16 protein-coding genes and 1 pseudogene are annotated in these 21383 nt (G+C 65.1%); 8 read left to right on the forward strand and 9 right to left on the reverse strand.

Annotated elements, in window-relative coordinates:
• Positions 1–37 precede the first annotated feature (37 nt).
• Together parC and QCE64_RS04040 are read left to right on the forward strand one after the other, a co-directional pair.
• Positions 38–2356, forward strand: a complete 2319-nt coding sequence (parC, locus tag QCE64_RS04035; protein ID WP_309929533.1) for a DNA topoisomerase IV subunit A — start codon at positions 38–40, stop codon at positions 2354–2356.
• 168 nt (positions 2357–2524) lie between these two features.
• The gene (locus QCE64_RS04040; RefSeq protein WP_309807778.1) at positions 2525–2983 is read left to right on the forward strand and encodes a CopD family protein; all 459 of its coding nucleotides are present in this window, start codon (positions 2525–2527) and stop codon (positions 2981–2983) included.
• Between the two features lie 40 nt (positions 2984–3023).
• Here the strand turns inward: QCE64_RS04040 and QCE64_RS04045 are convergent.
• Positions 3024–4319, reverse strand: a pseudogene (locus QCE64_RS04045) (MFS family transporter); the annotation flags it as partial.
• Between the two features lie 309 nt (positions 4320–4628).
• Between QCE64_RS04045 and QCE64_RS04050 the strand changes: the two are divergent.
• Entirely contained in the window at positions 4629–6890 is a 2262-nt protein-coding gene (locus QCE64_RS04050) for a hypothetical protein (protein WP_310002750.1), read from the forward strand.
• Between the two features lie 69 nt (positions 6891–6959).
• Here the strand turns inward: QCE64_RS04050 and QCE64_RS04055 are convergent, their stop codons facing one another.
• The 6 genes from QCE64_RS04055 to QCE64_RS04080 form a co-directional block, all read right to left on the reverse strand.
• Positions 6960–9407: an EAL domain-containing protein gene (locus QCE64_RS04055; protein ID WP_309914742.1), complete on the reverse strand. Its 2448-nt coding sequence runs from the start codon at positions 9405–9407 to the stop codon at positions 6960–6962.
• A 431-nt stretch (positions 9408–9838) separates the two neighbouring features.
• Positions 9839–10741 (reverse strand): PhzF family phenazine biosynthesis protein, encoded by a 903-nt coding sequence (locus tag QCE64_RS04060; RefSeq protein WP_310002752.1) that lies wholly within the window; start codon positions 10739–10741, stop codon positions 9839–9841.
• Positions 10742–10831: 90 nt separating this feature from the next.
• The gene (locus tag QCE64_RS04065) at positions 10832–11302 is read right to left on the reverse strand and encodes a RidA family protein (RefSeq protein WP_309914748.1); all 471 of its coding nucleotides are present in this window, start codon (positions 11300–11302) and stop codon (positions 10832–10834) included.
• Positions 11303–11354: 52 nt separating this feature from the next.
• Positions 11355–12551 (reverse strand): PLP-dependent aminotransferase family protein, encoded by a 1197-nt coding sequence (locus tag QCE64_RS04070; RefSeq protein WP_310002754.1) that lies wholly within the window; start codon positions 12549–12551, stop codon positions 11355–11357.
• Between the two features lie 101 nt (positions 12552–12652).
• Positions 12653–13594 carry a DMT family transporter gene (locus QCE64_RS04075; RefSeq protein ID WP_310002756.1) on the reverse strand — a complete coding sequence of 314 codons (942 nt, stop codon included), beginning with the start codon at positions 13592–13594 and terminating at the stop codon, positions 12653–12655.
• Positions 13595–13620: 26 nt separating this feature from the next.
• On the reverse strand, positions 13621–14436 hold the full coding sequence (locus QCE64_RS04080; protein ID WP_310002758.1) for a VOC family protein: 816 nt from the start codon (positions 14434–14436) through the stop codon (positions 13621–13623).
• A 199-nt stretch (positions 14437–14635) separates the two neighbouring features.
• Here QCE64_RS04080 and QCE64_RS04085 point away from each other — a divergent pair, with 199 nt between their 5' ends.
• Positions 14636–16099, forward strand: coding sequence for a PLP-dependent aminotransferase family protein (locus QCE64_RS04085; RefSeq protein WP_309929540.1), 1464 nt, complete (start codon positions 14636–14638; stop codon positions 16097–16099).
• Between the two features lie 16 nt (positions 16100–16115).
• Here the strand turns inward: QCE64_RS04085 and QCE64_RS04090 are convergent, their stop codons facing one another.
• The gene (locus QCE64_RS04090) at positions 16116–16670 is read right to left on the reverse strand and encodes a Rhs element Vgr protein (protein WP_310002760.1); all 555 of its coding nucleotides are present in this window, start codon (positions 16668–16670) and stop codon (positions 16116–16118) included.
• A gap of 180 nt (positions 16671–16850) precedes the next feature.
• On the opposite strand from QCE64_RS04090, the gene htpG reads away from it, so the two are divergent.
• The gene (gene htpG, locus QCE64_RS04095; protein WP_309914764.1) at positions 16851–18755 is read left to right on the forward strand and encodes a molecular chaperone HtpG; all 1905 of its coding nucleotides are present in this window, start codon (positions 16851–16853) and stop codon (positions 18753–18755) included.
• A gap of 56 nt (positions 18756–18811) precedes the next feature.
• Here the strand turns inward: htpG and QCE64_RS04100 are convergent, their stop codons facing one another.
• Positions 18812–19069, reverse strand: coding sequence for a hypothetical protein (locus QCE64_RS04100; protein WP_309914767.1), 258 nt, complete (start codon positions 19067–19069; stop codon positions 18812–18814).
• Between the two features lie 157 nt (positions 19070–19226).
• Between QCE64_RS04100 and QCE64_RS04105 the strand changes: the two genes are divergently transcribed.
• The 3 genes from QCE64_RS04105 to QCE64_RS04115 are packed head-to-tail and all read left to right on the forward strand — an operon-like array spanning position 19227 to position 21263.
• A complete protein-coding gene (locus QCE64_RS04105) occupies positions 19227–19868 on the forward strand; it encodes a chorismate lyase (RefSeq protein ID WP_310002762.1) in 642 nt (213 codons plus the stop codon).
• On the forward strand, positions 19865–20371 hold the full coding sequence (locus QCE64_RS04110) for a DNA-deoxyinosine glycosylase (RefSeq protein WP_310002764.1): 507 nt from the start codon (positions 19865–19867) through the stop codon (positions 20369–20371). The genes QCE64_RS04105 and QCE64_RS04110 overlap by 4 nt, the downstream gene beginning before the upstream one ends.
• Entirely contained in the window at positions 20340–21263 is a 924-nt protein-coding gene (locus tag QCE64_RS04115) for a spermidine synthase (RefSeq protein WP_310002766.1), read from the forward strand. The genes QCE64_RS04110 and QCE64_RS04115 overlap by 32 nt, the downstream gene beginning before the upstream one ends.
• Positions 21264–21383 lie beyond the last annotated feature (120 nt).

A 21383-nucleotide genomic window follows, 5' to 3' on the forward strand; every position in this document is an offset into this window, starting at 1 on the left:
CCTGAGCAGGACCTGAGATACGCACAACGGAAATTCGATGGGAACCACAGACGATCTCTTCGCCGCCCAGACCGCACCGGACGGCGAACAACTGATGCTCGGCGAGTACGCCGAACGCGCTTACCTCTCCTACGCGGTGAGCGTGGTGAAGGGCCGCGCGCTGCCGGACGTGTGCGACGGCCAGAAGCCCGTGCAGCGCCGCATCCTGTTCGCGATGAACGAGATGGGCTTGTCGAACAACGCGAAGCCGGTGAAGTCGGCGCGCGTGGTCGGCGACGTGCTCGGCAAGTATCACCCGCACGGCGACCAGTCGGCATACGACGCGCTGGTGCGGCTCGCGCAGGACTTCTCGATGCGCTATCCGCTCATCGACGGGCAGGGCAACTTCGGCTCGCGCGACGGCGACGGCGCCGCGGCCATGCGCTATACGGAAGCGCGCCTGACGCCCATCGCGCATTTGCTGCTCGATGAAATCGACCAGGGCACGGTCGACTTCATGCCGAACTACGACGGCTCCTTTGAAGAGCCGAAGCTGCTGCCCGCACGCCTGCCGTTCCTGTTGCTGAACGGCGCGTCGGGCATTGCGGTGGGTCTCGCGACGGAAGTGCCGTCGCACAATCTGCGCGAAGTCGCGCAGGCGGCCGTCGCGATGATCCGCGATCCGAAGATCGGTCACGCCGGCCTGATGGAAAAGCTGCCCGGACCGGACTTTCCGGGCGGCGGGCAGATCATCTCGTCGCAGGCCGAGATTTCGGCGGCCTACGAAAGCGGACGCGGCAGCCTCAAGGTGCGCGCGCGCTGGAAGATCGAGGACCTCGCGCGCGGACAATGGCAGGTGGTGATCACCGAACTGCCGCCGGGCGTGTCGAGCCAGAAGGTGCTCGAGGAAATCGAGGAACTCACCAATCCGAAGATCAAGCTCGGCAAGAAGACCCTCACGCCCGAGCAGGCGCAGACCAAGCAGACCCTGCTCGGCCTGCTGGACGCCGTGCGCGACGAGTCCGGCAAGGACGCGCCGGTGCGGCTCGTGTTCGAACCGAAGTCGAGCCGCCTCGACCAGACCGAGTTCGTCAATTCGCTGCTCGCGCATACGAGCCTCGAATCGAATGCGTCGATCAACCTGGTGATGATCGGCGCGGACGGCCGTCCGCGGCAGAAGGGCATCGTCGAGATCCTGCACGAGTGGATCGGCTTCCGCTTCGTCACCGTGACGCGGCGCACGCAGCATCGGCTCGGCAGGGTCAATGACCGCATCCATATTCTCGAAGGACGGATGATCGTCTTCCTGAATATCGATGAAGTCATCCGCATCATTCGCGAATCCGACGAACCGAAGCAGGCGCTGATCGCGCGTTTCAATCTCTCGGAGCGCCAGGCCGAGGACATTCTCGACATCCGCCTGCGCCAGCTGGCAAGGCTGGAAGCGATCAAGATCGAACAGGAATTGAAGGACCTGGGCGAAGAGAAGGCGAAGCTCGAAGAACTGCTCAACAGCGATGCCGCGATGAAGCGTCTGCTCATCAAGGAAATCGAAGCCGACGCGAAGCAGTACGGCGACGACCGCCGCACGCTGATCCAGCAGGCCACGCGCGCGACCTTCGAGGCGCGCGTCGTCGATGAACCGGTGACGGTCGTCGTGTCGCAGAAGGGCTGGGTGCGGGCGCTGAAGGGCCATGGACTCGACCCGGCCGGCTTCACCTTCAAGCAGGGCGATGGCCTCTACGCGGCCTTCCAGGCGCGCACGCCGGATGCGCTCATAGCGTGGGGCAGCAAGGGCCGGGTGTATTCGGTGTCGGTTGCGGCGCTGCCGGGCGGACGGGGCGACGGCGTGCCGGTCACGTCGCTGATCGAACTCGAATCGGGCACGCATCTGCTGCATTACTTCGCGGCGAATGCGGAGCAGCAACTGCTGCTGGCGTCGAGCAACGGCTTCGGCTTCATCGCGAAGCTGGGCGATCTCGTGAGCCGCCAGAAGGCGGGCAAGGCGTTCATGACCATCGACGAAGGCGCCGCGCCGCTCGCGCCGATGCCGGTCATTCCGGGCGCGGCCTATGTGGCGTGTCTGTCGAGCGCGGGGCGTCTGCTGGTGTTCGGCATGGACGAGATGAAGACGCTATCCGGCGGCGGGCGCGGGGTTACGCTGATGGCGCTCGATCCGAAGGAAACGCTGCGCCAGGCGCTCGCCATCGACGCGCGCGGCGTGGTGATGATCGGCACCGGACGCGGCGGCAAGAGCAGGGACGAGAAGCTGGCCGGCTCGCAACTGCAACTGCATCTCGGCAAGCGGGCGCGCAAGGGAAGGGCGCCGGATTCGTCACTGAAGGTGGCGGAATTGAGGCCGGTGTTCGAGGGATAAGCTTCAAGACCGCATCGGCATCGTCTGGAACGCCTCGTCGCGAGCTTGCGGCGAGGCGTTTTTATTTGGCCTCTTGCCGAATACACAGGAACTGGTAGGCAGCGTCCTAGTCGAACGGCCAAACTTGAATCCCCAAGCCCACGACGTCAGCCCAAAACCAGAACCACAATGAACAAAGCCATCGAAGCCGCGCTCTTCCTGCATCTCCTCGGCGTTGCCGTATGGATTGGCGGCATGATCTTCGCGCATTTCTGCCTGCGTCCCGCGCTCGGCGACCTCACGCCGCAACTGCGCCTGCCGCTGTGGGAAGCCGTATTCACGCGCTTCTTCAACTGGGTCGCGGCGTCGGTGCTTGTCATCCTGCTCTCGGGCGGCTTCCTTCTGGCCGAGTTCGGCGGCACGCACGCCGCGTTGCCGCTGCACGTGATGGCTGGGCTCGGCGTCGTGATGATGCTGATCTTCGGGCACATCCGCTTTGCGGTGTTTCCGCGCATCCGGCGCGCGGTGCAGGCGCAGAACTGGCCCGACGGCGCACGCGCCGTCGGAACCGTGCGCAGGCTCGTCGTGATCAATCTGGTGTTGGGTATCGTGACGATTGGTGCAGCGGTGTTGTCACGCGGTCTGTGAAGTGTGCTTGCGGTTGCGGCTGGGCTTGCGGCTCCAGTTGCGGACCGTCCTTCAGATAGCCTTCCTTTGAAGGATCGCGCATGCACAGCGACACCAGCCCGGCCACGGCGCACAGGGCAGTCACGTACCAATAGAACATGCTTTCGATGCCCGCCTGCTTGAGCCAGAGCGCCACGTATTCCGCGGAGCCGCCGAAGATCGCATTCGCCAGCGCATAGGACAGGCCCACGCCGAGCGCGCGCACATGCACCGGGAACATCTCCGCCTTGATCAGGCCGCTGATCGACGTATAGAAGCTGACGATGCAAAGCGCCGTGACGATCAGCGCAAACGCCGCCAGCGGGTTGCTGACATCCTTGAGCGTGTGCATGAGCGGCACCGTGCACAGCGTGGCGAGCGAGCCGAAGCAGATCATCGACTTGCGCCGCCCGATGCGGTCGGACAGCGCGCCGAACAGCGGTTGCAGCAGCATGAACACGAACAGCGCGGCCGTCATCACGTGGCTGGCGGTCTTTGCGTTCATGCCGGCCGTGTTGACGAGATACTTCTGCATGTAGGTCGTGAAGGTGTAGAACACCAGCGACCCGCCGGCCGTGAAGCCGAGCACGGTCACGAAGGCGCCCTTGTGCCGCCAGAGCCCGCTGAACGAACCGGCCTCGCTGCTGCGGCGGGATTCGGCCGTGGTGGTTTCATCGAGCGAGCGTCGCAGCAGGAGCGCGATGACCGCCGCCGCCGCGCCCACCAGGAAGGGAATGCGCCAGCCCCAGGCTTTGAGGCTTTCGGTGCTGAGGGTCTGCTGCAGGATGACCAGCACGAGCAGTGCGCAGAGTTGCCCGCCGATCAGCGTGACATATTGAAACGACGCATAGAAGCCCCTGCGGCCTTCGACCGCGACCTCGCTCATGTAGGTGGCGCTCGTGCCGTATTCGCCGCCCACCGAGAGTCCCTGGAACAGACGCGCGATCAGCAGCAACGCGGGCGCGAGCGCGCCTATTTCGGCATAGCCGGGCAGCAGCGCGATGACGAGCGAGCCGCCGCACATCATCAATACCGACACCATCATCGACGCGCGTCGTCCGTGCTTGTCCGCGAGACGGCCGAAGAACCAGCCGCCGATGGGACGCATCAGGAAGCCCGCTGCAAACACGCCTGCGGTGTTGAGCAATTGCGTGGTGGTATTGCCTGCGGGAAAGAAGGTTGACGCGAAGTAAATGGCGCAGAACGAGTAGACATAGAAGTCGAACCATTCCACAAGGTTGCCTGACGACGCCCCGACAATCGCGACGATGCGGCGCCGTGTATCCCGTTTATTTCTCGTATTATCCGGGCCAGTCATTTGCGGTTCAGTTGATTCCTTCATTGCTGATTATCTCCATGTTTGTCATCAAGCAGGTGGATTGAAAATCGCTCTTGGAAAAGTCTTAATTGTTATGGGCCGCATTTAGGAATTATTCTTGTATTTTTCTTAAGCCACGCTAAATAAAAGCAAAAAAATCAGTCATCCTTTATACAGGAGATTAAAAAGCGATTTGTATAAAAATTCATCGCACGAGCCAAGGAAATAAGGTCGAGCATGGCATTTCGTCTTTTCCAAAAAAGACGGCCGCTCTCATCCCTCTCGATCAATTTCCTTTGCGGAGCTCGTATGATTTCAGTGTCCAGCGACTATTCGAGAAGCACTCAGACGGCGGGCGGATCCAGCGACACCTCGGATGATCCGCCGCCGGCGCAACAGCCTTCACAGGACGCGCAAGCGTCGTCTTCGCAAGATTCGGACGGCACGTCGGCGTCGGGATCGGCGCAGACGGATTCGGCCTCCGAGACCCCGCAGAAGGCGCCGGGTTCCACGAGCCCCGAGAACACTCAGGATGGCCAGACCACTCAGAATTCGCAGGCGCCGTTGCCCACGTCGACCGGGCAAGACACCACGGGACAGCGCACATCGGGAGTAGGAACCCAGCAGCAGCTGTCGCTGGAACAGCCGTTGCCGGATGCGCAGCCCGGTGCGAACAGCGGCTCGTCGACGACGACGTCAGGCACACAGCAAACCACGACCGACAAACCGGCTGACGCGATGAATTCGCGGGATCTCGCGGGCTCGCTCATCTGGCAAAACGACCTGGCGGCGGCCGGCGATCGCTTCGATTCTGCGGTCGATGACTCCATGAAAGACGTGAAGGACGGCAAGGACACGACCGATCACGTCATCGCGGCGGGCAAGGCGCTCGATGACGTTCAGGACATCATGGGGCAAGACAAGCTGAACAGCGAGCAGCAAGACAAGTCCGACCGCCTCGCCAAAGCATTGGACAACCGGAAGGACAATGACACGCTCGAATCCCTCGGCAAGAACGCCAACGTCGATCTGAAGCCGCTGGCGAAAGACCACAATCTCGACAATTTCAACAAGTATGGGAAATACCCGAGCATCATCGCGCGTTCGACGCTCTTCGATGAAGGCCGTTTCAACAACTCCCAAGTGTTGAAAAACTGGTCCTGGCTATCGAAGTATCAGACGCCCGGGCAGAGCCGCTTCGACTGGATGGGTCCCAAGGGCCGGCTCGCGGTGCTGCTGGGTTCGCGGATGCTGGCGGCGACCAACAACTTCACGAAGGCAGGCTCGATGTTCATGTCGGGCATTCAGAAACTGAAGGACGGCAAGGATCCCACCGATGACTTCATCGGCGGCGGCGCGTCCATGGGGCAGGGCCTGAACGAGGTTACAGTGGGCGCGGGCACGGATCTCGGGAATCACGCGGCCAAGCAGTGGCAACTGAAGCAAGCGCAAGCAGCCAGGACGGAAGCCGCCTCGAACCCCAATGGCACGTCGCCCGCACAAGATGGCTCGAACACCAATGGCACCTCGACACAGCAGAGTGGCCCCTCAACGAGCGCGGACGATACCCGCTCGATCCAGTCGCTGAACGAGCAAGTCGACACGGATCTCGGCCGTGTGAGTGGCGATATCGACGGGCAGGTCACGGGTCGTCAGAACGAACTCCAGAAAAGTGTTTTTGACAGGCTCGAAAGCACGCATCCCGATAACCGGCGTCTGATCCTGCAGCGCGGGGTTTCGGAAGTCTTCCCCGAATACAACGGCATGGCGCAGTTGGGAGACCAGATCAAGAAAGCCGCGAAGGAGGACGCGCAAAGCGCTCACGAGAATCTCAAGAAAATAGAATCCGATTCGCAAGCCGAGATGCAGAAGCTCCACGATCTGGGCTTCGAGACCGTCGATGCAGCGCGCAAGTCGGAGAACGCCGCTGCACTGGAGTCGGTCAGCCGTCTGGACAATCTGGGCCAGCTCAAACATGACGCCTACGACCAGTTCGATCGTGCGATGAACGAGCGGGAGGCGCTGATGAAGGACGCCCCGGCCTCTTACAGGGAGCTGGGACAGGCGTTGAACAATCTGGACCCGGAGGTCCGGCAGTCCAAGCTCTCGGAGTGGATGGATAGTTACGGCAAGAAGTTCACCAACTACCAGGATACCTTTCTCGCTCATACCGATGCGTTTCCCGACTGGTTCAAGATCTCCAAGCCCTTGCGCACGCAGCTTGTGCCGTCGCTGATCGGCACCGCGTTCGGCGCGCTCGGTTTTGGCGCCTCACTCGACTCCTACCTGAAGAAACAGCAAGCGGGCACCTTGACCACCCAGGACAAGATCAATCTGGGGGCGCAGGTGTTCAATCTGGTGGGCGGCATCGTGGGCTTCGTGCCCTTCGTCGGGCCGGTTGCAAGCATCATCGCCACGGTGATCGGCGGCGTCATGGGCGGTATCGCCGATGGTTACCAGGGCTACCAGCTGAGCGAAGCTCAAAACGATCTGCTGAACAAGTACCGCGACCAATGGAACAATACCCACTCCCAGGCGGACCAGATCTGGGATGGCTTCGATGGAGGTTGATCGTTCTCGGCAACGCCGCGTTCGACGGCAGCATGGCCGCCGGCCCGTCGTTCGTGCGGGCGGCCGCCCCTAGCGTCCGCCGGGCTCGTCGGTGAGGGCGGGGCTCGACGGCTCCCGGCCGGCATCATTGCGTGAACGCGGCGCCTGTCCGCGCGGCCAGCCGCATACGCCGAAGCGGTCGAGCAGCGCCTGCACGCCGTCCGCCGGCACGGGCCGCGAGAACAGGAAGCCTTGCGCTTCCACCGGACCCAGCGCCGCGAGCCACGCGATCTGCTCGTCGCGTTCGGTGCCTTCCACCACGACCGTCAACCCAAGCGAACGCGCGAGATTGACGATGGCCGACACCATCACGCACACGCTGCGATCCTCGGGAATCGCCTGGATGAAGGAGCGGTCGACCTTGAGCGTATCGACGGAAAAGCGGTTCAGATACGACAGCGACGAATAGCCGGTGCCAAAGTCGTCCAGCGCGATGCGCACGCCCAGGCGCTTCAGCGCGACGATCTTCTCCTGAACGAGCTCCGGATATTCGACCATCACGGTTTCGGTAATTTCGAGTTCGAGCTTGTCCGGCGGAATGCCGCTCGCCTCGATCGCGCGCGCGACCGTCTCCAGCAGATCGCCGCGCCAGAACTGCACCGCCGAGATGTTCACGGCCAGCGACAGTCCCGTATAACCCTCCTGCTGCCAATGCGCGAGCTGCCTGCACGCGGTGTGGATCACGAAATCGCCGACCGCGACGATCAAGCCCGTGGATTCCGCCACCGGAATGAATTCGTTCGCCGGAATGAGCCCGTGCTGCGGATGGTTCCAGCGCACCAGCGCCTCGAAGCCGGTGATGCAGCGGCGCGTCAGGTCGATCTTCGGCTGGTAGACGAGGAACAGCTGCTCCTCGGTGAGCGCGACGCGCAGCTGCTGTTCCCACTTCATCAAATGATCCGCGCGATGCGACAACTGCGGCGAGTAGAACTGATAGCAGTTGCGGCCCGCGTCCTTGGCGCTGTACATCGCGAGGTCGGCCTTTTTCAGCAAGTCGATCTCGCTCTCGTTCGACACCGAGAACAGCGCAATGCCGATGCTCGCATGCAGCACGAACGCGCTGCCGCGTACGTCGAAAGGCGTGGCGAACATGGTGGAGATGTCGTCGGCGAGCGTGACGGCGCGCTGCTCGACTTCGTCGCCCTTCACGACCACCACGAACTCGTCGCCGCCGATGCGCGACAGCGTGCCGCTCTGACCCACCGTCTCCGCGAGCCGCGACGCCGTCATCTGCAGGACGATGTCGCCGGCATTGTGGCCGAGCGTGTCGTTGACGGTCTTGAAGTTGTCGAGGTCGATGAAGAGCAACGCCAGCCGCCCGATGTTCTCCTGCTGCGCGACGTCCTGGCGCAGCGCGCGCAACGTGGAGTAGCGGTTGCGCAGGCCGGTGAGCAGGTCGTACTCGACCAGGTGCGTCATCTCGCGCTCGCGCCCGAGCAGCTTGCCGATCAGGCCGGTCGCGACCGCGAAGAAGCCGAGCATGGCGAGCGAGATGAAGCTCGCCATCAGCAGATAGACGTTGCGCGTGTGGTTGTAGTCGATCATCTCCTCGCGTTCGGAGAGACCGACGAGCACGCCGAGCGGATAACCGTCGATATGCCGGTACGACACGATGCGCTTCACGTGATCGATGGGATCCACGTAGATGCCCGACGCATGATCCAGCGTGGGATACACGCCGCTCGCGGTGAAGTCCGCGCGGGCGCGGCTGCTGGCGGCAGCGCTTGCATCGCCGCCGTTGCCTTGCGCGGCGGCCGTGGCGGCCGCCGCGCCATCGGCCAGGCCGCCCCCCGTGCTGCGCGCGAGCACCGAGCCGCTGTCCGACACCACGGCAATCACGCCCTCGCGGCCGATCGACGCGACGTTGTAGAAGTCGCTCGTGAAATAGGCCGGGTCTTCCGACACCACCACGACGCCGGCGAACGAGCCGTCCGGATGATTGAGCCGCCGCGTGAACTGCAGCGTCCACAGGCCGGACACGCGGCCGCGCACCGGGCGGCTGACGTAGAGGAGGTCGTCGTTGGAATGCGCGTGGACCTTGAAGTGCTCGCGGTCCGACAGGTCGATGGGTTTCGGATGCGGATCCGAGGTGTTGGCGACCAGCGTGCCGTATTCGTCGATCAGCGAGACCTGCACCAGCGTGTCGCTCTGCACGACGCCTTTCTCGACGGTGGCGATCAGGTCGAAGTTGTCAGGCGATTTCTCGTATTCGTATTTGACGAAACGGGTGATCTGGTCGACCTGATGAATGGCCTTGATGGTGTGCTGCTCGAGCGCCGCCGACAGGATGGCGGCCGAAGACATGGATTCGTGCGTGGTGGCTTCGCGCTCCACCGAAAGCCGGGCGAAGATGACCGCCCACAGCAACACCAGCACGAAGGTGCCCAGTACCGGAATGGCCAGCAACGCCCGCCGCCGCCGCGCCGCCGGGGCGCTTGTGAGGGTGTCCGGGACGGCATGCGTGCGCGCCCGCTTCATGGCGCTCCCTGCAACGCTGGATCGCGTAGCGCCTGACGTGCTGCGAACTGCGCGAAGTGGATGAAGCGATGCATGTGCGGAGGCGTTCGGCCGAAACGAGTGACTATACCGCGCGCAGTACGCCGCGGCTGGGGGATGGACATTCTTTGGCAGATCCTGTCAGCGGCGTCATCCTTGCGGGTGGCTTTCGCTGCGCTCACTGTGCCCGGCAGCGCCGGCCGTTGCCCTGGCGCGGCGGCTTGGCGCCGCTGAAGGATTATTCGAGTCCGGATACAAACCGCGCCCCTGCCGGGTCCGTCGCGTTGCCGCCGCCACGTCCGACGCTTCTTTTTATCCCCATTGGTCAGATAGTAGCGAAGGCTCCTGCTTTAAGAAAGAGCCCGCCCTTGGGGGTAAACGCGCGCCGCAGGGGATATGCGCAGGTCATTGTTTCAGCTACGGAAATTACCGTCGATCACAGTTACCGAATGGCCGCCGATCCACACGGGCGCGCCATCCGCCTGGTCGTCGTAAGTGACGCTCACGCGGCCGTCGCGGCCCAACGCGGTGCCCTGACGAACCGTGTAGTGCGCGCCCGGACGCTTGCCTTGCTGCGTCAGCAGCATGGCGAGGGCGGCGTTTGCGCTGCCCGTGACCGGATCCTCGATGTTCTCCGCGCCCAGCAGAAGCGCGCGCAGTTCGAAGGTCGCGGGTCCGCCGGGCGCGTGCGGACCGTAGACCACGATGCCGTGTGTGCCCGTTTCCGCGACGATCTGCCGGACCGCGTCGCGCGACTCGCCCGCCAGCGTCAGCGCAAGACACTGCGCCGCGTCGCGCACGCGCACCACGAGCCAGGGCGCGCCGTTGTCCACCGCGGCGGGCGGCGCTTCCGGATCGAGTGTGGCGGGGGCAAGCGCCGCCGCGAGACGCGTGCTCTGCGCAGCGCTCAACGGCGTGATGCGAGCCGGCGGCGCGGCGAAGGCCCACTCGCCGCCCGCGCGTTCGGCGAGCGTCACCAGGCCGACGCCGCATTCCTGCACCAGCCGTCCGGGCGTCTTCGGCGTATAGCCGGCGTCGATGAGCGCGTGCGCGCTGCCGAGCGTCGGATGCCCGGCGAACGGCAATTCCACCGCGGTCGTGAAGATGCGCACGCGATAGTCGGCGCGTGCATCGGTCGGCGGCAGCAGGAAAGCGGTTTCGGACAGGTTGGTCCAGCGCGCGATCTCCTGCATGCGTTCGGTGGAGAGACCGTCGGCATCGAAGATCACGGCGAGCGGGTTGCCCTTGAACGGCACGGAGGTGAAGACATCGACCTGCTTGAACTGGACGACCCGTTGGTCGGCGTGTGAGGACATGAGCGTGTGTCTCGCTGGAGCAGGGCATAAAAAAACCCGACGCGTCGCTGCGTCGGGTTTCGCGGATGAACGGCGAAGGGGACGCGCGTTTCAGGCGACTTCGGCGACTTCCGCGATCAGTTCGATCTCGACGCACGCGCCGAGCGGAATCTGCGCCACGCCGAAGGCCGAGCGCGCGTGCTTGCCGGCATCGCCGAACACTTCCGCGATGAGTTCGGACGCGCCGTTCGTCACGATGTGCTGCTCCGTGAACTCGAAGGTCGAGTTGACGAGGCTCATGACCTTGACGATGCGCTTGACGCGGTTCAGGTCGCCGACGTGCGCGTGCAGCGTCGCGATCAGGTCGATGGCCACATTGCGCGCGGCCGCCTTGCCTTCTTCCGTGGAGATGTCGGCGCCGAGCTTGCCGGCGTGCACCTTGCCATCCTTCTTCGCGATATGCCCGGACAGATAGACCGTGTTGCCGCTCTGCGCGCTCATCACGTAGGCGGCGGCCGGCGCGCCCGCGGTGGGCAGGTCGATGCCGAGTTCCTTCAGCTTGTCGTACACATTCGATGCCATCGGTTGCTCCTTGACTTCAAGCGGGTGAAGGGGCGCGCGGCGCCCCGGAAATTCAGAGGCTCGCGCGGATCAGCGCGCCGAGCCGGCCGACGCCTTCGTCGATCGTCGCCGGCGGCACCGTCACGAACGACAGGCGCAGCGTGTTGTGCGCAGCTGTGTTGGCGTAGAACGGACCGCCCGGCACGAAGGCCACGTTCTGCGCGACGGACTGCTCGAGCAGCTTCATCGTGTCGATGTGCTTCGGCAGCGTCAGCCACACGAACATGCCGCCTTCAGGACGGTTCCATTCGACGCCGGCGGGCATGTGGCGTTGCAGCGCGTCGAGCATCGCCTCGCACTGGTCGCGATACAGTGTGCGGATCTTCGGCACGTGCTGGTCGAGGAAGCCGTCCTTCACCACTTCGTAGACGATGCGCTGCGTGAGGCTCGGCGTGTGCAGATCGGTGGCCTGCTTGGCCTGCACGAGTTTGTAGTGCAGCTCCTCGGGCGCGATGATGTAGCCCACGCGCAGGCCCGGCGCCAGCACCTTCGAGAACGAGCCGAGATGCACGATGTGATCCGGCGCCATCGAAAGCAGCGTGGGCAGCGGGGCGCCGGCGTAGTCGAGCGCGCCGTAGGGGTCGTCTTCGATCACCGGGAAGGCGGCGGTCTTCGCGAGGGCGGCGAGCGCCTGGCGGCGCGCGAGCGGCAGGCGGCGGCCGGTCGGGTTCTGGAAATTGGGCTGGGCGTAGAGCAGGCGCGCGCCGGCGGTGAGCGCGGCGTCGAGGCCTTCGGGAACCAGGCCGGATTCGTCGGTGGGCACCTGCACGTAGTCAGGCTCGAACAGCGAGAACGACTGGAGCGCGCCGAGGTAGGTCGGCGTTTCGACCAGTACGCGGCTGCCCGGATCCACCAGCGTCTTGCCGAGCAGGTCGAGCGCCTGTTGCGAACCGGTCGTGATGAGCACCTGCGACGGACGGATCGACGCGCCGTTCACCGAATAGCGCGCCGCCACCCATTCGCGCAGCGGCAGGTAGCCTTCGGTCGCGCTGTACTGGAGCGCCGCGGACGGCTGGTCGCGCAGGATGCGTTCCGACGCGTGCCGCATTTCCTCGACCGGAAAGGTCGCGGGCGAGGGCAGGCCGCCCGCGAAGGAAATGACCTCCGGCCGCTCCGTGACTTTCAGGATTTCGCGAATCGCCGAGCTCGTGAGCTTGCGGGCGCGTTCGGAGAGTTGCCACGGGGTGGCGCGGAGATCGGCTTGATTCATGGGGTGCCTCGGTTGGCTTTGGAGTGGTCCCGCGTTGGGTCAGAAATCGGGGTGCGCGGGCGAGCGGCGCACGCGCAATCCAGCATTATCGCGCGTGCGCGTCATCTTGCGTGCGTCGGACGGGCGGCGGGTGCCGGCACTGCCTGAGTCTGCAGCGGCGCGGGACGCACGGCGGCCCGGCGGCCCAGCACGACGGTCACGATCACGGCGGCCGCGTACAGCCACGTCGAGCCGCTCACGTGCTCGCCGAAGAACAGCGCGGAGAAGGCCATCGTGAAGAAGATCTGCAGCAGTTGCACCTGGCCCACGCGCGCGATGCCGCCCATCGCCAGTCCGGCGTACCACGCGAAGAAGCCGATGAACTGCGAGAACAGCGTGACATAGCCGAAGGCCAGCCACACCTTGAGCGAGAGCGGCCCGGGATGCGCCGTGTGATGCGCCCACGCGAGGCCGCCGACCGGCAAAAGCAGGAACGGCGCCGACAGCACGAGCGCCCAGCAGATCACCTGCCAGCCGCCCATCTGTCGGGCGAGCCGCGCGCCTTCCGCATAGCCGAGCGCGCCGATGCCGACCGCGACCAGCATCAGCAGGTCGCCCGCCTGCAGGCCGCCGCCGCCCGTCTGCACCGCGAAGGCGACGACGATCGCGCTGCCCGCGAGCGCGCTGGCCCAGAACAGCTTCGACGGCCGTTCGTGCGAGAGCCACGCGGCATAGATCGCGACGCACAGCGGCTGGAGCCCGTTGACCACCGCGCCGTGCGACGCCGGCACGTATTTCATCGACCACGCCGAAAACACCGGAAACGCGATGATCACGCCCAGCGACACAACCGCCAGGCTCTTGACCTGCGGCCAGGTGGGCCACTTTTCGCGCCGCCAGGCGAGCAGCGCGGCGGCGGGCAGGGCCGCGACGAGCGCGCGGCCGAGGCCGTTGAGCAGCGGATGCACCTCCGCGACGACGATGCGCGTCATCGGCAGCGTCAGGCTGAAAATGACCACGCCGATCAGGCCGAGCAGCATGCCTTCGGTTTCGCGGGTTCTCATCGTGGGGTGTCTCCTCGGATCGGATATCAGATGTCTTGTCGGGGTGTGCCGGGCAGGTCGAGTTGCTGCGGTGCCTGCGGCTCGGTCTTTTTCGCGCGGCGGCGTCTGGCTGCCTGAAGCGCCTCTTCCTCGCGCGCCTGGGCATGTTCCGCGGATTCGCCAAGGGTGAGCGTCGAGCCGTCCGGCAGGGCGAATTCCGCCACCAGCACCGGCGCGCCGGAGGTGGCCTCGATGTGGATCAGGTGCGCCGCGCCGAGCCACGCGAGCTGTTCGGCGATGCGCGCGGCATCGGCGTGAAAGCCGCGCAAGGCGCGCAGCGCGATGCCGCTGGGCGGCAGTACGTCGCTCGGCAGCAGCGGCGTGTCCCACTGGATCAGCGACGGCAGCACGCCTTGTCCGGCGCCTTGCCACGCGGGGAACGCGCCGTCGTCGGGGACAGTCAGGCCCCAGGTATTGGCGCCGCGCGACATCGCCGCGACCGGCGCGATGCGTTCGGGATACTGCTCGCGCCAGCGCGTCAGCGACTTCGGCCGCTCCACGCGCGCCACCCAGTGCACGAGCTGCGGACCGTGTTCCGCAATGCGCTGCTGCTGCGCCGGATCGTCCAGCGCGAAGAGACGTGGCCGCGGCGTCTCCACGGCGGGCGCGGCGGGATCGATCGCGATCACTTCCAGGTAGGCTCCGCCCCACAGATTCAGCAGGCGATTGTGGGTGCGCATCGACGGATGCGCGCCGCCGGGCGCCGTGTCCACGCCGAACTTCGCGGCGACGAATTGCGCGCCTTCCTCGAGCGTGCGCGCGGCGATGACGAGGTGGTCGAGTTTGAGTCGGGAATCGGTCATGACAGGCGCGGTTGGACTGGATGGGCCGCCTGGCTTGACGCAACGCCCAGCATTCTCGCGACCCGAAAGGAGAATGTAGCGTCTCTCACCATAACAGTAACGGTACAATCGACCCAGCCGTGTTCGGTACAGTTTTTGACTCTTCCCGACAATTCGGCAAAAGCACCGGCAACGCATCGCCATCCGCCCGGAGGTCCGCATGTCCGTCCCGCTCGACCAGATTCCCGCCCCGCACGACGCCGCGCAACTCACCCTCGTGGACCAGCTCGTGCAATGGGGCCGCCGCCGCATCGACGAACGGGTGTTCCGGCCCGGCATGCGCATGCCGTCCATCCGCAAGCTCGCGCTCGACAAGGGCGTGTCCCGCTTCACCGTGGTCGAGGCCTATGAGCGGCTCGTCGCGCATGGCTATCTCGATTCGCGCCGCGGTTCCGGGTTCTATGTACGCGAGCGGGCCGCGCCGTCGCTCGTCGCCCGGGGCGAGGCGCCCGCCGCCGCTTCGGAGCGCGAGCCGCTGCAGAACACCATCGACGTGGTCTGGCTGCTGCGCAACATGCTGCACACGTCGAGTCCCGAAAAAGGGCCGGGCCTGGGCTATCTGCCGGGCCGCTGGCTCGACGGCGAACTGATCACCAACGCCTTGCGCGCGCTGTCCCGCCTGAGCGGCGCCCAGATGCTCGGCTTCGGCACGCCGCAAGGCTTCCTGCCGCTGCGCCAGCAATTGCAGACGCGGCTGGAGGAACTGGAAATCGGTGCGTCGGCGGCGCGGCAGATCGTGCTGACTTCCGGCATCACGCAGGCCATCGACCTGATCGCGCGGCTCTATGTGAAGCCGGGCGATGCGGTGATCGTCGGCGATCCGGCGTGGTTCCAGATGTTCGGGCGCTTCGCCTCGCAGGGCGCGCGGCTCGTCGGCATGCCGTACACGCCGGACGGCCCCGACCTCGACGCGCTCGAAACGCTCGTCGCCACCTGGCGGCCGAAGATGCTGATCATCAACTCCGTGCTGCAGAACCCGACCGGCACCTCGCTGACGGCCGCGCAGGCGTACCGGATCCTGCAACTGGCGCAGGAATACGACTTCATCGTCGTCGAGGACGATGTCTACGGCGACCTGTGCCCGACCAACTTCCCGGCCACGCGCCTGGCCTCGCTCGATCAGTTGAAGCGCGTGATCTTCCTCGGCAGCTTTTCGAAGACGCTCGCGGCGAACCTGCGGGTCGGCTATATCGCGGCCGCGCCGGACGTCGCGAAGGCGCTGGCCGATCAGAAGATGCTCGTCGGCATGACCAGTCCGGAGCTGAACGAGCGGGTCGTCTACAAGATCCTGACCGAAGGACACTACCGGCGGCACGTCGAGCGCCTGCGCACGCGGCTCGACGGCGTGCGCGACAAGACCGCGCGCATGCTCGAGAAAACCGGACTGCGGCTGTTCTCGACGCCGTCGGCGGGCATGTTCCTGTGGGCTGACGCGGGCGTCGATTCCGATGGTCTCGCCGCCGCCGGCCACGAAGCCGGCTTCCTGCTGACGCCGGGCAGCCTGTTCTCGCCGCAGCAGTCGCCGACCACCTGGATGCGCTTCAATGTCGCCAATTGCGGCGATCCGGCGTTGCCGGAACTGCTGTCGAATTATCTGGACCGTGCGTCGCGGCGCAGCGCCTGAAGTCTGAAGCGGGGCGCTAACGCCTTCGTCCGGGCAGATTGCGCCGCGCGGACGGCGTCCGGATGAATTCCGCCAGCACGGTCTCGAACAGCGCGAGCGCGCCGGGCATTTGCCGGTAGCGCTGCTCGTAGAGCCGGTGCTGGCCGTCGCAGAAGCGCAGCGCGAAATAATCCGCGAGCAGGTTGCCTTGCGCTTCCATGTTGAAGTCGGCGAGACGCTTGCCGGCGGCCAGCCGGTACGCGTAGGACAGCCCGACGCGCAGCGCGCCGCGCCATCGGACCGGATAACCGAGCTGAAATTGCCAGACGTGCGTCATCTCGTGAATGAACCACATGCGATTGCCGAGGTCGCAGCACGAGAAATCATCCTGGCAACAGGCGCGCGGAAAATACAGTTGGCCATTGGGCGCCATTGCGGTGCGCGGCGGCTGCAGGCCGAACGGCAGATAGGCGCGGGCATGGACGCGGACCGCCGGATAGTCGATGGCGTCGCCGAACACGAGCCGCGCCATGCCGGTTTCGCCCGGCGTGAGCGGACGGCCTGGCGGTGCGCGGCGGAACAGGAGCGGCATGACGGTACGGGCGATGCGGCGAGGTCAAAGACGCATCATAAGACCTGGCCCCGGACGGCCCTTGAAAAACGCCGGACCGCCCCGATATCGCTCGGATTGCCGGCCCAGGCGGCGCGCAGTACCCCGCCCGGGCCGTCAGCATCACTTCAACACAGATAAATCAACACAGAGGACCCGGACATGGCGCAAGAAACCATGAGCTTTCAGGCAGAAGTGAAACAGCTTCTGCACCTGATGATTCATTCGCTGTACAGCAACAAGGAAATCTTCCTTCGCGAACTCATTTCCAATGCCTCCGACGCCGCCGACAAACTGCGCTTCGAGGCGATCGAGAACAGCGCGCTGTACGAGAACGATCCGGACCTGCGCATCCGCGTATCGTTCGACAAGGCCGCGCGCACCGTGACCATCGACGACAACGGCATCGGCATGAGCCGCGACGAAGCCATTTCGCATCTCGGCACGATCGCGCGCTCGGGCACCAAGGAATTCTTCTCGAAGCTCTCGGGCGACCAGCAGAAGGATGCGGCGCTGATCGGCCAGTTCGGTGTGGGTTTCTATTCAGGCTTCATCGTTGCGGACAAGATCACGGTCGAGACGCGCCGCGCCGGGCTGCCGGCGGAGCAGGGCGTGCGCTGGACCAGCGCGGGCGAGGGCGATTTCGAAGTCGAGGACATCGAGCGCGCGCAACGCGGCACCACCATCACGCTGCATCTGCGTGCTGACGAAGACGACCTGCTGTCGTCGCACAAGCTCAAGTCGATCATCCAGAAGTATTCGGATCACGTCGCGCTGCCCATCCTGATGAAGAAGGAAGAGTGGGACGCGGAAAAGAGCGAGATGGTCACGAAGGACGAAGACGAGACCGTCAACCAGGCGAGCGCGCTGTGGACGCGTCCGAAGAGCGACATCAGCGACGAGCAGTACACGCAGTTCTACCAGCACATCTCGCACGACCACGACGAGCCGCTCGCGTGGACGCACAACCGTGTCGAGGGGCGCAGCGAGTACACGCAACTGCTGTACGTGCCGAAACACGCACCGTTCGACCTGTGGAACCGTGAGCATCGCGGCGGCCTCAAGCTGTACGTGAAGCGCGTCTTCATCATGGACGATGCCGAGCAACTGCTGCCCGCGTATCTGCGTTTCGTGAAGGGCGTGGTGGATTCGGCGGACCTGCCGCTCAACGTCTCGCGTGAAATCCTGCAGGAAAGCCGCGATGTGAAGGCGATCCGCGAAGGCGTGACCAAGCGCGTGCTGTCGATGCTGGAAGACATCGCGAGCGCGTCGGCCGAAGCCACCGACGACGCCGGCAAGCAGAAGTACGCGAGCTTCTGGAGCGAGTTCGGCCAGGTGCTGAAGGAAGGCGTCGGCGAAGACTTCAGCAACCGGGAACGCATCGCGAAACTGGTGCGCTTTGCCTCGACGCACAGCGACAGCAGCGAGCAGACCGTTTCGCTCGCGGAGTATGTCGCGCGCATGAAGCCCGAGCAGACGAAGATCTACTACGTGACCGCCGACAGCTGGCAGGCCGCGAAGAACAGCCCGCACCTTGAGGTGTTCCGCAAGAAGGGAGTGGAAGTGCTGCTGCTGACGGATCGCGTCGACGAATGGATGCTGTCGTTCCTCAATGAGTTCGACGGCAAGCCGCTCGCGAGCGTCGCACGCGGCGACCTCGATCTCGGTGCGCTCAACGACGAAGAGAAGCAGCAGCAGGAGAAGGTCGGCGAGGACATGAAGCCGCTCGTCGAGAAGATGAAGGAAGCGCTGGAAGGCAAGGCGAAGGATGTGCGGCTCACGTTCCGTCTCACTGATTCGCCCACCTGCCTGGTGGCCGACGAAGGCGACATGAGCGGTTATCTGCAACGCATGCTGAAAGCCGCGGGCCAGCAGGCGCCGCAGATGCAGCCGATTCTGGAAGTGAACCCGGAGCATCCGCTCGTGAAGGCGCTCAACGCCGACAACGCCAACTTCGCGGACTGGTGCCATCTGCTCTTCGACCAGGCCATGCTGGCCGAAGGCGGCACGCTGGAAGATCCGGCGAGCTTCGTCAAGCGGACCAACGCGCTGCTGCTCGCGCGCTGAACAGTCTGAAAGCAGTGTGATGCAGGCGCCGCCGGGAAAACCGGCGGCGCCTGTTCTCATTTGCGCTTGCGCTCCTTGTTCGACTGCGCGAGCACGGACGCGGCGAGCTTTTTGGTGTCCGGCGCGTATTTGCTGCTATGGAGCACTTCGCTGGCTTTATGCTCCATCCCGGCACCGGTTTGCTTGCGCGTATGCGACTGAGCCAAGGCGGATGCGGCAAGGCTCTTGGCCGTTGCCGACGCCTTCGGGTCATGCAGTGTTTCCGACGCCAGATGCGCAACCGGTCTGGACGTTTGTTTCTTGTTTACCGACATTCTGTTTGCCTCTCAGGATGAAACCGGCGCGGCGCGCGACCGGCATTTCAGTCTCCGCTTCTGACATGCCGCGCACCATACGAATCGTCCTAAGCTGCGGTTGTGGTGGGCACGGGTGTAAGGCGGGCGTTGGCAGGCGGCCCTTATAATCGCCGCCATGTCCATGCCGACCGATCCCACCGATGCGCACTGGCGCGTCGTCCCCTGTGCCGTTCTCTCCGATGCTCAACAAGACTGGCTGACGCGCGGCGGCTCGCTGACCGCGCATCTGCGCACGCTGGGCGCCGTGACCGTCGATGTCACGCGCGAAGCCGTCAGTCTTCCCTGGCGGGACGAAGCCCGCGCGCTCGGCATCACGCCGCGTACGCCGGTGTGGCTGCGCGAAGTGGCGTTGAAGGTCGACGGCACGCCCTTCGTCGTCGCGCACAGCATCGTTCCGCTGGCGTACAGCACGGGCATATGGCAGTCGATGCGCCGCTTGCGCACGCGTCCACTCGCGGAACTGCTATACAGCGACAGCAGCGTGTCGCGTTCGGCGCTCGCAAGCCGCCGGCTGACGGCGCGTCATCCGCTCTATCGGCTGGCCTTGCGGCAATCGCACGATGTCTCACCCACGCTCGTCGCGCGCCGTTCGGTGTTCGAGCGGCACGGCGCGCCGCTGATGGTCACCGAATGCATGCTCGATACGCTATGGACCAGGCTCGCCACGCTCCACGGTCCGCATCGGCGCGAACATGCGCGGGCGTATGGGCATCTGAGTTCGCATGCGAAGCGCGTCGTGCGCGGCGAAGCGAAATGACGCTCGCCGGATTCGAGCCGATCGGCGATCACGCCACTCACACGCTGATTCTCGGCAGCTTTCCGGGCGTCGCTTCGCTGGCGGCGGCCCAGTATTACGCGCATCCGCGCAACCAGTTCTGGCGCCTGGTGGGCGCGGCGATCGGCGAGCCGCTGCACGAGCTCGCCTACGACGACCGGCTCACGCGGCTCCTGGCGCATGGCATCGGCCTGTGGGACGTGCTGGCGGCGTGCGAGCGCGAGGGCAGCCTCGACAGCGCGATCCGCCACGCGTCGCCGAATGACTTCGCCGTGCTCCACACGCGCTTTCCGGCGTTGCGCCGCGTCTGCTTCAACGGCAAGACCTCGGGCCGGTTCGCACCGGTGATCGGCGCCGCGGGCTATGCGACGCGGGTGCTGCCGTCGTCGAGTGCGGCCAATGCTATGCTCTCGTTCGACCAAAAACTGCGTCTCTGGCGCGACCTCCTCACCCATGACGACACTGATCAAACGCGCGTCCGCTGAAGCCCGCGCGTTCGGACGCAAGCAGGACTCGAAGCACGCCGGCAAGCAGAAGCAAAAGCAGAAGCGCGCCGCGCGCGAGCACGATGACGACGATCTCGCCCATGCGCCGCGCATCGAGGCCCCGCGCAAGCCGCGCTTCGCGCCGGTGACGTTCTCGGAAGAGGGCGGCGTGCGCTATCTGCACTTCGGCACGGAATGGGTGCAGGGCGCGATGCGTCTCCGTAAGCCCGATCACATCGAACTCGAATACGTGCAGCAGATGATGGCCTGGCTGCTGTTCATCGAGACGCCGGAGCGGATCGTGCAGCTCGGACTGGGCGCGGCCGCGCTGACCAAGTTCTGCTACCGCTTCCTGAAGCGTGCGAAGGTCGAGGCGGTGGAAGTGAATCCGGCGGTCGTGATCGCAGCCCGCGCGATGTTCGACCTGCCTTATGACGACGCGCGTCTCACCGTCACCGAGCGCGACGCGTGGGAGTTCGTCAACGATCGCGCGAATCACGGCACGACCGGCGCCATGCAGATCGACGTGTATGACGCCGCGGCACAGCGTCCGGTGCTCGACAGCGTGTCGTTCTATCGCGCCTGCCGCGCGTGCCTCACGCCGGCGGCGGGCGTCGTCACGGTGAACCTGTTCGGCGACCATCCGAGCTTCGTGCGCAACATGCGGCATCTGAACGAGGCGTTCGATCACCGCGTGATCGCGCTGCCGGAAGTGCACGACGGCAATCGCGTCGCGCTGGCCTTCGCGGGGCCCGCGCTCGACGTGCCGCTCAGTGCGCTCGAGGCGCGTGCGAAGCTGATCGAGGATCAGCTGGGATTGCCTACGCGCAAGTGGGTGAAGGGTCTTGCCGAAAGCGCGGGCCTCAAGCCGGGCGAAGCCTTTCGAATCTGACGCCCCAACGTGCGGCACCGTGCTGGACGTGCGTTCCAGCATGGTTACAAAGTTCTTTCGAATCAGGGGAATAGTCGGGATTCCCCTTGCTTGACCGGGTTTTAAGGGTCCATATACTCC

Source organism: Caballeronia sp. LZ043, assembly GCF_031451075.1.
Lineage (GTDB): Bacteria > Pseudomonadota > Gammaproteobacteria > Burkholderiales > Burkholderiaceae > Caballeronia.

Coding starts and splice junctions, on each gene's coding strand:
- QCE64_RS04100 (WP_309914767.1), bottom strand. CDS start 19,069: ATGTCGGTAAACAAGAAACAAACGTCCAGACCGGTTGCGCATCTGGCG.
- QCE64_RS04115 (WP_310002766.1), top strand. CDS start 20,340: ATGACGACACTGATCAAACGCGCGTCCGCTGAAGCCCGCGCGTTCGGA.
- QCE64_RS04075 (WP_310002756.1), bottom strand. CDS start 13,594: ATGAGAACCCGCGAAACCGAAGGCATGCTGCTCGGCCTGATCGGCGTG.
- QCE64_RS04085 (WP_309929540.1), top strand. CDS start 14,636: ATGTCCGTCCCGCTCGACCAGATTCCCGCCCCGCACGACGCCGCGCAA.
- QCE64_RS04105 (WP_310002762.1), top strand. CDS start 19,227: ATGTCCATGCCGACCGATCCCACCGATGCGCACTGGCGCGTCGTCCCC.
- QCE64_RS04090 (WP_310002760.1), bottom strand. CDS start 16,670: ATGCCGCTCCTGTTCCGCCGCGCACCGCCAGGCCGTCCGCTCACGCCG.
- QCE64_RS04060 (WP_310002752.1), bottom strand. CDS start 10,741: ATGTCCTCACACGCCGACCAACGGGTCGTCCAGTTCAAGCAGGTCGAT.
- QCE64_RS04065 (WP_309914748.1), bottom strand. CDS start 11,302: ATGGCATCGAATGTGTACGACAAGCTGAAGGAACTCGGCATCGACCTG.
- QCE64_RS04040 (WP_309807778.1), top strand. CDS start 2,525: ATGAACAAAGCCATCGAAGCCGCGCTCTTCCTGCATCTCCTCGGCGTT.
- QCE64_RS04055 (WP_309914742.1), bottom strand. CDS start 9,407: ATGAAGCGGGCGCGCACGCATGCCGTCCCGGACACCCTCACAAGCGCC.
- QCE64_RS04070 (WP_310002754.1), bottom strand. CDS start 12,551: ATGAATCAAGCCGATCTCCGCGCCACCCCGTGGCAACTCTCCGAACGC.
- htpG (WP_309914764.1), top strand. CDS start 16,851: ATGGCGCAAGAAACCATGAGCTTTCAGGCAGAAGTGAAACAGCTTCTG.
- QCE64_RS04110 (WP_310002764.1), top strand. CDS start 19,865: ATGACGCTCGCCGGATTCGAGCCGATCGGCGATCACGCCACTCACACG.
- parC (WP_309929533.1), top strand. CDS start 38: ATGGGAACCACAGACGATCTCTTCGCCGCCCAGACCGCACCGGACGGC.
- QCE64_RS04050 (WP_310002750.1), top strand. CDS start 4,629: ATGATTTCAGTGTCCAGCGACTATTCGAGAAGCACTCAGACGGCGGGC.
- QCE64_RS04080 (WP_310002758.1), bottom strand. CDS start 14,436: ATGACCGATTCCCGACTCAAACTCGACCACCTCGTCATCGCCGCGCGC.